At 74.3% G+C, this 12936-nt stretch carries 13 protein-coding genes; 7 read left to right on the top strand and 6 right to left on the bottom strand.

Features of this window, described 5'->3' with window-relative positions:
- Positions 1-47 precede the first annotated feature (47 nt).
- Positions 48-689 (top strand): MOSC domain-containing protein, encoded by a 642-nt coding sequence (locus AC5L34_RS27425; RefSeq protein WP_441177829.1) that lies wholly within the window; start codon positions 48-50, stop codon positions 687-689.
- 76 nt (positions 690-765) lie between these two features.
- Here the strand turns inward: AC5L34_RS27425 and AC5L34_RS27430 are convergent, their stop codons facing one another.
- From AC5L34_RS27430 to AC5L34_RS27440, 3 genes are all read right to left on the bottom strand, one after another.
- Positions 766-1701 (bottom strand): phytanoyl-CoA dioxygenase family protein, encoded by a 936-nt coding sequence (locus AC5L34_RS27430; protein WP_088998884.1) that lies wholly within the window; start codon positions 1699-1701, stop codon positions 766-768.
- Positions 1702-1890: 189 nt separating this feature from the next.
- Entirely contained in the window at positions 1891-2751 is an 861-nt protein-coding gene (locus AC5L34_RS27435; protein ID WP_441177830.1) for a hypothetical protein, read from the bottom strand.
- 201 nt (positions 2752-2952) lie between these two features.
- Positions 2953-3762 (bottom strand): enoyl-CoA hydratase-related protein, encoded by an 810-nt coding sequence (locus AC5L34_RS27440; RefSeq protein ID WP_494827621.1) that lies wholly within the window; start codon positions 3760-3762, stop codon positions 2953-2955.
- A gap of 20 nt (positions 3763-3782) precedes the next feature.
- Here AC5L34_RS27440 and hemW point away from each other — a divergent pair, with 20 nt between their 5' ends.
- Entirely contained in the window at positions 3783-5006 is a 1224-nt protein-coding gene (hemW, locus tag AC5L34_RS27445) for a radical SAM family heme chaperone HemW (protein WP_441177832.1), read from the top strand.
- A gap of 40 nt (positions 5007-5046) precedes the next feature.
- On the opposite strand, the gene AC5L34_RS27450 is transcribed toward hemW, so the two are convergent.
- The gene (locus AC5L34_RS27450) at positions 5047-5748 is read right to left on the bottom strand and encodes a DUF4870 domain-containing protein (protein ID WP_494827622.1); all 702 of its coding nucleotides are present in this window, start codon (positions 5746-5748) and stop codon (positions 5047-5049) included.
- 245 nt (positions 5749-5993) lie between these two features.
- Here AC5L34_RS27450 and hrcA point away from each other — a divergent pair, with 245 nt between their 5' ends.
- The 3 genes from hrcA to AC5L34_RS27465 all read left to right on the top strand — a co-directional run bounded on the left by hrcA (position 5994) and on the right by AC5L34_RS27465 (position 9017).
- Positions 5994-7016 carry a heat-inducible transcriptional repressor HrcA gene (gene hrcA, locus AC5L34_RS27455; protein ID WP_101412363.1) on the top strand — a complete coding sequence of 341 codons (1023 nt, stop codon included), beginning with the start codon at positions 5994-5996 and terminating at the stop codon, positions 7014-7016.
- A gap of 73 nt (positions 7017-7089) precedes the next feature.
- Positions 7090-8235, top strand: a complete 1146-nt coding sequence (gene dnaJ, locus AC5L34_RS27460) for a molecular chaperone DnaJ (protein ID WP_172896642.1) — start codon at positions 7090-7092, stop codon at positions 8233-8235.
- Positions 8236-8282: 47 nt separating this feature from the next.
- Positions 8283-9017 (top strand): 16S rRNA (uracil(1498)-N(3))-methyltransferase, encoded by a 735-nt coding sequence (locus AC5L34_RS27465; RefSeq protein WP_441177834.1) that lies wholly within the window; start codon positions 8283-8285, stop codon positions 9015-9017.
- A gap of 115 nt (positions 9018-9132) precedes the next feature.
- Here AC5L34_RS27465 and ppk2 read toward each other — a convergent pair whose 3' ends face one another.
- Both ppk2 and AC5L34_RS27475 read right to left on the bottom strand, forming a co-directional pair.
- The gene (ppk2, locus tag AC5L34_RS27470; protein ID WP_441177835.1) at positions 9133-10041 is read right to left on the bottom strand and encodes a polyphosphate kinase 2; all 909 of its coding nucleotides are present in this window, start codon (positions 10039-10041) and stop codon (positions 9133-9135) included.
- A 76-nt stretch (positions 10042-10117) separates the two neighbouring features.
- Entirely contained in the window at positions 10118-10879 is a 762-nt protein-coding gene (locus AC5L34_RS27475) for an SDR family NAD(P)-dependent oxidoreductase (RefSeq protein ID WP_441177836.1), read from the bottom strand.
- Positions 10880-11020: 141 nt separating this feature from the next.
- On the opposite strand from AC5L34_RS27475, the gene AC5L34_RS27480 reads away from it, so the two are divergent.
- Together AC5L34_RS27480 and AC5L34_RS27485 are read left to right on the top strand one after the other, a co-directional pair.
- The gene (locus tag AC5L34_RS27480; RefSeq protein WP_088998892.1) at positions 11021-11380 is read left to right on the top strand and encodes a histidine triad nucleotide-binding protein; all 360 of its coding nucleotides are present in this window, start codon (positions 11021-11023) and stop codon (positions 11378-11380) included.
- A complete protein-coding gene (locus AC5L34_RS27485; protein WP_441177837.1) occupies positions 11377-12753 on the top strand; it encodes a serine hydrolase domain-containing protein in 1377 nt (458 codons plus the stop codon). Before AC5L34_RS27480 ends, AC5L34_RS27485 begins: the two co-directional genes overlap by 4 nt.
- Positions 12754-12936 lie beyond the last annotated feature (183 nt).

A 12936-nucleotide genomic window follows, 5' to 3' on the forward strand; every position in this document is an offset into this window, starting at 1 on the left:
CTTCCTGGCCCCCGTCGTCGACGGCCGCGCGGGCTAGGCTGACCGCCATGACGGGCAGGCTGGCTTCGGTGAACATCGGCATCGTGACCGAGGCGAAATGGGCGGGCGACGCGAGCGGCCGCAGTGGCATCGACAAGCGGCCGGTCGACGGCCCGGCGCTGCTGCGCACCGACGGGGTGGCCGGCGACTTCATCGGCGAACGCGCCCACCACGGCGGCCCGGACCAGGCGGTCTACGCGTACGCCGGGGAGGACGCCGCCTGGTGGGCGGGGGAGCTGGGCCGCGACATCGGCCCCGGCGCCTTCGGGGAGAACCTCACCACGCACGCGCTGGACGTGACGGGCGCCGTGGTCGGGGAGCAGTGGGCGGTCGGCTCGGCGCTGCTCCAGGTGACCAAGCCGCGTACGCCCTGCCGGACGTTCGCCGGCTTCTGGGGTGTGCCCGACCTGATCAAACGGTTCACGGCGCGGGCAGCGCCCGGGGCGTACCTGCGGGTGCTGCGCGAGGGAGAGGTCGGCCCGGGCGACCCGGTCGCGGTGGTGGACCGGCCCGCGCACGGGGTGACGATCGGCGAGGTGTTCCGGGCCCTGAGCCTGGAGCCGGAGTTGCTGCCCCGGCTGCTCGACGCTGCCGACCTGCCGGAAGGGCTCCGGGAGAAGGCACGCCGTCGGCTCGCCGGCACGGGCTGACCGGCGCGACCCACACGAACGGACGGGCCCCGTCCCGTGGGGGAGGGGGCCCGTCCGGCGTCGGCGCGGGTGCGGCTCAGCGCAGCCAGGGCACGCTGCGGTCGAGCAGACCGCGCTGCTTGAGTTCCTTGCGCAGCGGGATCTCGTCGTCGATGTAGCCGTCCCAGTTGATGCCCCAGTAGTTGGCGGTGTGGGTGCCCTCACCGCAGAGCTGGCGCTGCACCGGCGTGCGGTTGGCCCACCACTCGCCGTCCTTGTCGATGTGCAGCTCGTCCAGCGGCCGGATCCACCGGTACGTGTAGCCGACGAAGAGCATCTTGCGGGTGATGGTCGACAGGTTGGTCGACCGCGAGTGCCACTGGCGGCGGTCGAAGATGAAGGCGTCACCGGGGTTGGCGGTGATCTCCACCGTGCCCTCCGGGTCGGGGTTGTGCACGGAGGTGTCCTCCGGGCGGGGCAGCGAGTTCCACAGGTGGCTGCCCGGGATCACCTTCGTGGCGCCCCGGCCCTTCTCCGACAGGTCGGACAGGACGTAGGCCACCTTCAGCGAGAACATCGGCCGGGGCAGGTTCGGGTCCATCGTCTCCGGGTCGGAGTTCTGCCGGTACCCGTCCTGGTGCCACCCCCAGTAGGGCTTCTCCGGCTCCGCCGCCGGCGGGGTGACGTCCAGGTGGTTGTGGTGGGTGTAGATGTTCCAGCCGGCCAGGCCCCACATGTACGGGAAGGCGATCGGGTGGGTCAGCAGGTCACCGAAGAGCTCGTCGCGCTCCAGGAAGCCCAGCAGGTGCAGGGTGCCGTCCTTGGTGGTGGTGCCCTTCGCCTGCTCCTCGGCGTAGACGCGGTCCACCGCCGCCTCCAGCGCCGCCCGGTGGTCCTCCGTCAGCACGTTGCGCAGCAGGAGGAAGCCCTGCTCGTGGAACTCCTTGCGGTCGGTGTCACTGATCGGTTCGTAACCGGTCCGGTCGCCGTAGTCGAACACCTCGACGTACCCCTCCCCATGAGGCGAAACCATTGCTGGCACAGGCCGCCGATCGTAACGCGCTGGTTCCGGGGCGAGGTACTGCCCGGCCCGATATGCGACCGTAGCGCGGACCCAGGGGAGTAGTGCGGTCACGCCGCGCAGCGTGTCGGGGATTCGACGGGGCCTATCGACCGTAATGCCGGTTTACGCGGTGACTGCCGGTAAGGAGATCGAGGGCCACTACGCCTCGGCGAAGACCTCCGCGACCACCCGACCGTCGGCCGGGGCGTCGTCGGTCCGGTTCCAGGTGCCCGCGCGGGCCGTCCACTCCAGGTCGCCGAAGCGCACCCGCTTCACGCCGTGGTCCTGGGCGTGGGAGACCAGCCAGTGCGCGTACCGCCAGCCCCGACGCTCGTCGGCGGCGGGGACCGTCAGGCCCGTCAGGCTCGCCGCGGTGCTGGCGCCGGCCAGGCCCCAGTCCAGCGCCAGGCCGCGGGTCAGCGCGATCGCGGCGGCCTCGCCGCGCATCGCCGGGTCGCGGCCCACAGTGCAGGCGACGGCGCCGGTGGCGTGCCCGACGAGGGCCCGGGTCAGCACCTCGGACTCGTCCGCCCACTTCTGGTACGCCTCGGGGAAGGCCGAGCGCTGCACCTTCTGCGCCGCGTCGGTGACCCGCATCCGCTCCCAGCCGCGCACCTTCTTGAGCCCGGCGTAGAACTTGCCGGCCGCGTAGCGGGGGTCGCGGATCTGCTCCGGGGTGCCCCAGCCCTGGCTCGGGCGCTGCTGGAACAGCCCGACCGAGTCGCGGTCGCCGCCGGCGAGGTTGCGCAGGCCGGACTCCTGGTAGGCGGTGGCCAGCGCGACGACGACGGCCCGCTCGGGCATCTTGCGCTGGATGCCGATGGCCGCGATCGTCGCCGCGTTGGCCATCTGGTCGGCGTCCAGCGCCACCCGGCCGTCCGCCTGCACCGTGCACGTCCGGCTGGCGAGGGGAAGGCGCAACTGCCCGCCCATCTGCCGGACGACGACCCAGATCCCGACCACGGCGAGGACGACGAGGACGACGCCGCCCGCCACGACTGCGCGAGTACGCACCCACACCCCCTGATCGACAGTCCGACAAGCGTACGTCCCCCGTGGCGCCGTGCGGGTCGTCCGACCGGTTCCGCCCGACCGCCCGGTGTGGCACCGGCCACCGGGCGGCCCGGGGGTCCGGACGTTCCCGTTTCCCGCGCGGCCTCACCCCGGGCGTCACCGGCCGCGACCGTGCTGCCCCGGCTGCACCCCCGCGCGGTCCTCGCCCTACCGCCCCTCGCCCGCCGTGGCGTCGCCGTCGGTCGGCACCCAGCGCGCCGGCCGCTTCTCCCGGAACGCCAGGACGCCCTCGCGCCCCTCCTCCGACAGGAAGTACCCGGTCGACAGGGTGGACAGCCCGGCGATCTCCGTCCGCAGGTCCGTGGCGGGCGGCCGGCGCAGCAGCTGCTTCGCCCCGGCCAGCGCGCCCGGTGCCCCCCGCACCAGAGAGTCGCAGTACCCCGCAACCGCCGCGTCCAGCCCGTCCGCCGGCACGGCGGCGGTGACCAGGCCGATCTCGGCGGCCCGCCGGCCGTCGAAGGTGTCGCCGGTCAGGTAGAGCTCGGCCGCCGCGCGGGGGTGCAGCCGGGGCAGCACGGTCGCGGAGATCACCGCCGGGATCACCCCGATCCGCACCTCGGTGAAGGCGAACGTCGCCTCCCGCGCGCAGACCGCCAGGTCGGCCGCCGCGATCAGGCCCAGGCCGCCGGCCCGGGCCGGACCGGCCACCTTCGCCACCACCGGCTTCGGGCACTCCCAGACCGCCGCGAGCACGTCGCCGAGCATCCCGGCCGGCACGGTCCCGCTGGCGTACGCGGCGGCGGTCTCCTTCAGGTCCGCGCCGGAGCAGAAGACCGGGCCCGTGTGGTCCAGCACGATCACGCGTACGGCGTCGTCGGCGACCGCCTCGGCGAGGCCGGCCAGCAGCTGGGTCATCAGCGGCGTGGAGAGCGCGTTGCGGTTGTGCGGGCTGTCCAGGGTGAGCGTGGTCACCCCACGGGCCGTGGCGGCCCGTACGAGCACGTCGGGAGAGGTCATGGAAGGGCACACTAGTGGCCATGCCCGGCGTCCTTCCAGAAGGCGAAACCGTCCCCGTCGACGGGTCGCTGCCCGCCACCGCCACCCGTGCCGTCGGCGCGCGCGGCTTCGGCGTGTACGTGCACGTGCCGTTCTGCGCCAGTCGCTGCGGCTACTGCGACTTCAACACCTACACCTCCGCCGAGCTGGGCGGCGGGGCGAGCCGGGAGGGGTACGCCGACACCGTGCTGGCCGAGCTGGCGCTCGCCCGCCGGGTGCTGGGCGACGCCCCGCCGCCCCGGGTCGACACCGTGTTCGTCGGCGGCGGCACCCCGACGCTGCTCCCCGCCGACGACCTGGCCCGGATCCTCGACGGCATCGACCGCACGTGGGGGCTCGCGCCCGACGTCGAGGTGACCACCGAGGCCAACCCCGAGTCGGTCACGCCGGAGTCGCTCAAGGCGCTGCGGGCCGCCGGCTACACCCGGATCTCGCTAGGCATGCAGTCCGCCGCCCCCGGGGTGCTGGCGATCCTCGACCGCACGCACAGCGCCGGCCGGGCCGTCGCCGCCGCCCGCGAGGCGCGCGACGCCGGGTTCGACCACGTCAACCTGGACCTGATCTACGGCACGCCGGGGGAGACCGAGGCCGACTTCGCCGCCTCCCTCGACCAGGTCGTCGCCGCCGGGGTGGACCACGTCAGCGCGTACGCCCTGATCGTGGAGGACGGCACCCGGCTGGCCGCGCGGATGCGGCGCGGCGAGCTGCCGTACCCCTCCGACGACGTCGCCGCGGACCGCTACCTCGCCGCGGAGGCCGCCCTCGGCGCGGCCGGTCTCTCCTGGTACGAGGTGTCGAACTGGGCCCGCGACGAGGCGGCTCGGTGCCGGCACAACCTGCTCTACTGGACCGGCGCCGACTGGTGGGGTCTCGGCCCGGGCGCGCACAGCCACGTCGGCGGCGTGCGCTGGTGGAACGTCAAGCACCCCACGACGTACGCGAAGCGGCTGGCCGGCGGCGGGTCGCCCGGCCTGGCCCGCGAGGTGCTCACCGCCGACGAGGCGCACATGGAGGACGTCATGCTCCGGCTGCGCCTCGCCTCCGGGCTGCCGCTGGACGCCCTCGACGAGGCCGGCCGGGCCGGTGCCGCGCGGGCCCTCGGCGCCGGGCTGCTGGCCGCCGACGAGCACGCGGCCGGGCGGGCCGTGCTGACCCTGCGCGGCCGGCTGCTCGCCGACGCGGTCGTGCGTGACCTGCTGCCCTGAACCGCGTGCCGGGGCCGGCCGGGGGAGCGGCCGACCCGGGTCACCTGGTGAAGCTGTAGGTCATCGGGTAGCGGTAGAGCACGCCCTCGTTGGCCTTGACGCCGCCGATGATGCCGAAGATCAGCGGCACCAGCCAGACGAGCATCGGGACGAAGAACAGCACCCCGCAGGTGATCAGCGTGACCACCCAGCTCAGCACCCCGACGATCGTCCAGGTGAGCTGGAAGTTCAGCGCCGCGACGGCGTGCGCCCGGGCGGTCGGGGACTGCTGCCCCCGGGCCATCAGCGCGATCAGCGGCGCCAGCCAGCCGAGCAGGCCACCGCCGACGATCACGCCGACCGCGCCGCCGAAGTGGGCGATGAGGGCCCAGTTCTTGTCGTCGTTGCTGGCGTAGCCGCCCGTCGGCGCACCGTAGCCGCCCCCGCCGGGATACCCGGCCCCGGGCGGCGGGAAGCCATCGGGCGGCGGATAGCCGGCCCCGGGCGGCGGGAAGCCACCGGGTGGGGGAAGGTCGCCGGGCGGCGGGTACGCGCCGGGCGGGGGATAGCCGCCCGACGGCGGCTGGTCACCGGTGGGCGGCGGATAGCCACCGGGCGGAGGATGGCTGCCCGGGCCCGGTGCCCCGGACAGTGGAGCGGTGGATTCGTCGGAGCCGGCGGGGCCGGGGACCCCCGACGGGGCGGTCGGGTCCGGCGGGAAGCCGGGGTCCCCCGCTCCGGGAGGGCGAGGTGGTTCGGTCATGGAGGTCACGGTAGGGGCAGCCGGCAAGGCGGCACCAGCGTGACACCGGTCGGGATGTCCGAATGGCCGGTCCCGGGCGCCCGCGGACGGGCCGGCACGGTCGGCGATCGGACCGATCGCCCCAGGTCGATCATCGCGTCGGGGGCCCCGCCGACGTAGACTGGCACTCGCTACAGTCGAGTGCCAGCAACCAGCCCGCCCGGCCCCCGCGTGCCGGTGCCGACGTGCGACAGGAGGTGGGGAGGATGGGTCTCGACGACCGCAAGCTCGCCGTGCTGCGCGCGATCGTCGAGGACTACGTCGCCACGCAGGAGCCCGTGGGCAGCAAGGCGCTGGTCGAACGGCACCAGCTGGGGGTCTCGCCGGCGACCGTCCGCAACGACATGGCCGTGCTGGAGGAGGAGGGCTACATCCGCCAGCCGCACACCAGCGCCGGCCGGGTGCCCACCGACCGGGGCTACCGGCTCTTCGTGGACCGGCTGTCCCGGGTCAAGCCGCTCAGCCCGGCCGAGCGCCGGGCCATCGAGCGCTTCCTGGTCGGCGCCGTCGACCTCGACGACGTGGTGCACCGCACCGTCCGGCTGCTGGCGCAACTGACCCGGCAGGTCGCCGTCGTGCAGTACCCGAGCCTGGCCCGTTCCTCGGTGCGTCACCTGGAGCTGGTGCCGATCTCCACCACCCGGCTGATGCTCGTCATGATCGCCGACACCGGCCGGGTCGAGCAGCGGCTGGTCGAGCTGCCCGCCCCGATCCCCGCCGACGACGTCACCGACCTGCGCCGGCTGGTCAACGAGAAGCTGGTCGGCACCCGGCTGTCGGAGACCCCGCCGCTGGTGCAGGCCCTGGTCGAGGAGTCGGTGCCGCACCTGCGCCCGGCCATGACCACCCTCTCCACCGTGCTGCTGGAGACGCTGATCGAGCGGCACGAGGAGCGGATCGCGCTGGCCGGCACGGCCAACCTCACCCGGGGTGGCCTGCTCGACTTCCAGGGCTCCCTGCGCCCCATCCTGGAGGCGCTGGAGGAGGAGGTCGTCATGCTCAAGCTCATCGGCGAGGCCGAGCCGAGCACGACGCGGGTGCTGATCGGCGACGAGAACGAGATCGACAACCTGCGCGCCGCCTCGGTGGTCAGCACCGGCTACGGGCCGGGCACGACCAGCGTCGGCGGCCTCGGTGTGCTCGGGCCGACGCGGATGGACTACCCCGGCACCATCGCCACGGTGCGGGCCGTGGCACGCTACGTGGGCGAGCTGCTGGCCCAGAACTGACCAGTCAGGGCCGACGGCCGGCTCCCGCCGCCGACCGGCGCAACGCGAGACGAACATGAGGACACGGAACGCAGTGGCCAGGGACTACTACGGCATTCTCGGGGTGAGCCGGGAAGCCTCCGACGACGAGATCAAGCGCGCCTACCGCAAGCTGGCGCGGCAGTTCCACCCGGACGTGAATCCGGATCCGGAGGCCCAGGAGAAGTTCAAGGACATCAACGCCGCGTACGAGGTCCTCTCGGACGACCGGAAACGGCAGATCGTCGACCTGGGCGGCGACCCGCTCGCCCCCGGCGGCGGGGGCGCGGGTGGCCCGGGTGGCCCCGGCGGCGCCGGGCCGTTCGTCGGCTTCCAGGACATCATGGACGCGTTCTTCGGCGGCGCGGCCGGCGGCTCGCGGGGTCCCCGACCCCGGACCCGGCCCGGCGCCGACGCGATCCTGCGCCTGGAGTTGGACCTGCACGAGACCGCGTTCGGCGTCGAGGCGCCGATCACCGTCGACACCGCCGTGCTCTGCACCACCTGCTCCGGCGCCGGCACGGCGGCCGGCACCCACCTGGCCACCTGCGAGGCGTGCGCCGGCCGGGGCGAGGTGCAGTCCGTGCAGCGCACCTTCCTCGGTCAGGTGGTCTCCGCCCGGCCGTGCACGGTCTGCCAGGGCTACGGCACCACCATTCCGCACCCGTGCCCGACCTGCGCCGGCGACGGCCGGGTCCGCACCCGGCGTTCGCTGACCGTCAAGATCCCGGCGGGTGTCGAGGACGGCATGCGCATCCGGCTCGCCCAGCAGGGCGAGGTCGGCCCCGGCGGCGGCACGGCCGGCGACCTCTACGTGGAGATCCACGAGCGGCCGCACGACGTCTACTCCCGCAAGGGCGACGACCTGCACTGCCGGGTCACGGTGCCGATGACGGCGGCGGCGCTCGGCACGCGGCTGACCATCAAGACGCTGGACAGCGAGGAGACGGTCGACGTCAAGGCCGGCACCCAGCCGGGCAGCACCATGCGGCTGCGCGCGCGGGGCGTGCCGCACCTGCGCGGCACCGGCCGGGGCGACCTCTACGTGCACCTCGACGTGCGCACCCCCACCAAGCTCGACGCCGACCAGGAGAAGATGCTGCGCGACTTCGCCAAGACCCGGGGCGAGGAGGTCGCCGAGCTCACCAAGCAGGGCGGCTTCTTCTCCCGGATGCGCGACGCCTTCAACGGCCACGCCTGACCGGCCTAACCGCCCCGGGGTCCGCCAGGGCGGCTAGCCTGATCGTCGTGTCCGCGCCGCTGTTCCTGGTCGAGTCGCTGCCCACCGCCGACCAGCTCACCCTGGGCGGCCCCGAGGGGCACCACGCCGCCACCGTGCAACGGCTGCGCGTCGGCGAGGAACTGCTGCTCGCCGACGGCCGGGGCGGCACCGCGTCCGCGGTGGTCACGGCCGTCGGCCGGGGCACCCTCGAACTCGACGTCGTCTCCCGGGGGTACGTCGACGCGTCCGTCCCCCGGCTCGTGGTGGTGCAGGGCATCGCCAAGGGCGACCGGGGTGAACTGGCCGTGCAGGCGATGACCGAGGTCGGGGTGGACGAGATCGTGCCCTGGGCGGCGTCCCGCTCGGTGGCGCAGTGGCGCGGCGACCGGGGCGCCCGGGCCCGGGAGAAGTGGGTGGCGACGGCCCGGGAGGCGGCGAAGCAGGCCCGCCGATCGTGGCTTCCGGTGGTGGCCGGCGCTCCGGACGAGTCCACCGCGACGGTGGCCCGCCGGATCGCCGGCGCCGCCGCGGCGTTCGTCCTGCACGAGGAGGCGCGGGAGCGGCTGACCACCGTCGAGCTGCCCGCCGCCGGCGAGATCGTGCTGGTCGTCGGCCCGGAGGGCGGCATCGCCCCGGCCGAGCTGACCGCCTTCACCGAGGCGGGCGCCCGGCCGGTGCGGCTGGGACCCTCGGTGCTGCGTACGTCGACCGCCGGGGTGGCTGCCCTCAGCGTCCTGGCCACCCGCCTCGGCCACTGGTGACCGACGGCGGCACCCGGCCCGACGGGGGTCGGTCACCGGCGGTGCGGGCCTCGTCGGTGACCGTCGCCGGCCAGGGCATCGCGTCCAGGCTGGTCGGGGCGGGCGCCCGGCGGGGTCAGAGCCTGGGAAAGACGTGGACCGGCTGCTCCTGCGGGTCCAGGTCCAGCCCGGCCGGGCCGATGATCCGCGGGTCCGGTACGCCGACCACCTCGTGGTCCTTGTCGGTGTAGTCGAAGCGGCTCAGCACGTGGCGCATCGCCTCGATCCGGGCCCGCTTCTTGTCGTTGCTCTTCACGACCGTCCACGGGGCGTCGGCGGTGTCGGTGTAGAAGAACATCGCCTCCTTGGCCTCGGTGTACTCGTCCCACTTGTCGAGTGAGGCGATGTCCATGTCGGAGAGCTTCCACTGCCGCACCGGGTCGACCTGGCGGACGGCGAACCGGGTGCGCTGTTCGTTCTGGGACACCGAGAACCAGAACTTGACCAGGCGGATGCCCGAGCGCACCAGCATCCTCTCCAGTTCGGGGGCCTGGCGTAGGAACTCGAGGTACTCCTTGCGGGTGCAGAAGCCCATCACCCGCTCCACCCCGGCGCGGTTGTACCAGGACCGGTCGAACAGCACGATCTCGCCGGCCGCCGGCAGGTGCCCGAGCCACCGCTGGAAGTACCACTGGGTGGACTCCCGCTCGTTCGGCTTGGCCAGGGCCACCACCGACGCGCCGCGCGGATTGAGGTGCTCCATGAAGCGCTTGATCGTCCCGCCCTTGCCGGCCGCGTCGCGCCCCTCGAAGAGGATCACGAGACGCTCGCCGGACTCCCGGATCCAGTCCTGGAGCTTTAGCAGCTCGATCTGGAGCAGCCGCTTGTGGTGGTCGTACTCCGTGCGCGCCATCCGCTCGTCGTACGGGTAGTCCTCCCGCCAGGTGTCCACCGGGCTGCCGTCCGGGCGCAGCAGTACGGGATCGTCGTCGTGACCGTCGACCACCTGGTAGTCGTCGGTGAGGTCCAGCACGCTGTCCGTCATGCCGGCAACCCTTACCCCGGCAGTGCCCACCGTCACCCCCGCCACGCTGGGAGTTCGTTGAGGGACGGGGCCCGGGTCAGCTCCGCAGGTAGGACGCGCCGTTGAGGTCGACGATGGTGCCGGAGGCCCACTCCGCCTGCGGGGACGCGAGCCAGTGCACGGCGGCGGCGATCTCCTCGGGGCGGGCCACCCGGTTGAACGGGCTCTGCGCCCGGATCGCGGCGCCCCGATCCCCGCTCAGGTGGCCGGTGGTCATGTCGGTCTCCACGAAGCCCGGGGCGACCGTGGCGATCGTGATGCCGTACGGGGCGAGGGCCACCGCCAGCGACTGGCCCAGTGCGTTCAGCCCCGCCTTGCTCGCCCCGTACGCGGGCTGCTCCGGCTCGCCCCGGAAGGCTCCCCGGGAGGAGACGTTGACGATCCGGCCGCCCCGGTCGCGCATGTGCTGCGCGGCGCACCAGATGACGTTGCCCGCCCCGGTGAGGTTGGTCTCCAGCACCTGCCGCCACTGCGCGCGCCACTGCTCGTAGGAGGCGCCGAAGACCGGGTGCGGGGCGTCCCGCTCGCCGTACACGCCGGCGTTGTTGACCAGCACGTCCAGCCCGCCCAGCAGGCCGGCCGCCTCGTCGACCATGGCCCGTACGGCGTCCGGGTCGGTCAGGTCGGCGCGGACGACGACGTGCCCCCCGCCGGGCAGTTCGGCGCGCAGCCCGTCGGCCAGCTCCGCGGAGTCCCGGTGGTGGATCGCCACCCGGTCGCCGCCTGCCGCGAACGCGGTCGCCACCGCCCGCCCGATGCCGCGCGAGGCCCCCGTCACCAGTACCGCCCGTGAAGTCACGCCGGCCATCATGCCCGACCGCCCCGCCCCGCCCGCGCCGAGGGAACCACCCCGCAGGCGGTGAGGTCACCCGCCGCCGGAGGGCGGCGGGGGAACCCGCCACCGGGGCGTCGGCGGCGTGCCCTTCCTTACACTGCCCCGATGGGAACCGACTGCCTGTTCTGCCGCATCGTCGCCGGGGAGATCCCGGCCACGATCGTCCGGGAAACCGCCACCACGCTCGCCTTCCGCGACATCGACCCGAAGGCGCCGGTGCACGTGCTGGTCATCCCGAAGGAGCACTACGCCGACGTGGCGACGCTCGCCCAGGGCGACCCGGCGCTCGCCGGGGAGGTGCTCGCCACGGCCGCCGCGGTGGCCGAGGACGAGGGGCTGCTCGGCGACGGCTTCCGGCTGATGTTCAACACCGGCGCGTACGGCGGCCAGGAGGTCTTCCACGTGCACGCGCACGTGCTCGGCGGGGCGCCGCTGGGCCCCATGCTGGCCCGGAACCTCGCGTGACGGGGGTCGACGACCGCCTGTCGCGGATGGTCCGTACGGTCCAGGCGCAGGCCCGGGTGCCGGCGGTGTCGGCGGCACTGCACCGGGCGGACCGCCCGCTCTGGACGTGCGCCGTCGGCGGGACCGGCAACGACACGGAGCTGGGGCCCGGCACCCGGTTCCGGATCGGGTCGGTCACGAAGACGTTCACCGCCGTGCTGACCCTCCAGTGCCGCGACGACGGCCTGCTCGACCTCGACGACCCGCTGGACCGGCACCTGGACCTGCCGGCCCACGGTGGGCTGACCGTACGCCGGCTGCTGTCGCACACCGCCGGCCTGCAACGGGAGCCGTACGGCGACGTCTGGGACACCCTGCGCGCGCCCGACGTCGACGGGCTGGTCGCCGACCTGGCCCGGGCCGAGCGGGTGCTGCCCCCGGGCCGCCGCTACCACTACTCGAACCTCGGCATGGCGCTGCTCGGTCGGCTCGTCGGCCACCTGAGGGGTGGCACCTGGGCGGAGGTGCTCGCCGAGCGGGTGCTGACCCCGCTGGGGCTGGCCGGGACCTCGGTGACGCCCGGGCCGTACGCCGCGACGGGGTTCCTGGTCGACGCCTACTCCGACGAGGCGCACCCCGAGCCGCCGACCGACTTCGGGGCGGTCGGCCCGGCGGCGCAGCTCTGGAGCACCGCCTCGGACATGGCCCGTTGGGCCGCCTTCCTCGCCGACCCGGCGGCGCTGGACCCGGCGGGCGCCGTGCTCGCCCCGGCGACGCTCGACGAGATGCGCTGGCCGGCGACGGTCACCGACGAGACGCTCTGGGCCGGCGGCTTCGGGCTGGGGCTGATCCTGGTGCCGCAGGGCAAGCGGATCATGCACGTCGGCCACGACGGCGCGATGCCCGGATTCCTGGCCGGCGTCTACGGCCGGCGGGGCGGGGAGGGCACCCCCGGCGCGATGGGGGTCGCGGTGCTCGGCTCCTCCGGCACCGCCGGCGAGGTCCTCGACCTGCCGCACCGGCTGCTGGCCGCCGCGGTCGAGCACGATCCCGCCGACATCACGCCGTGGCGGCCGGGCCCGCCCGCCCCCGAAGGCGTACGCGGGCTGCTCGGTCGCTGGTGGGGGGAGGGTTTCGAGTACGTCTTCTCCTGGCACGGCGGCGAACTGCGGGCCCGGGGCGCCGACGACCCGGCGGGCAAGCCCCCCTCGGTCTTCGTCCCGCTGCCGGACCGGCCGGACGTGTTCCGTACGCTCTCGGGCCGGGAGGCGGGCGAACTGCTCCGGCTGACCAGGGACGAGCACGGCACGGTGGTCCGGATGCACTGGGCGACCTACCGGTTCACCCGCCACCAGGAGACCTTCGAGCGGTACGACTTCCGGGCCGGCTCCTGACGCGCGAGCGGACGGGCCGGGCCGGGGCCGGGCGGCCACCCCGTCCGGTCGCCCCTGGGCACTGCCGGTCCGCTCCGGTCGTACCCGGGGAAATGGGCGGGGTGTCACCGCCGTTGGAAAGATAAGATGGCAGGAACGTCAGCGCGCCGCGCCAGGCAGGCCCGGTGCCGAGATCGAGAGCAG

Source organism: Micromonospora sp. ZG13 (genome assembly GCF_059359355.1).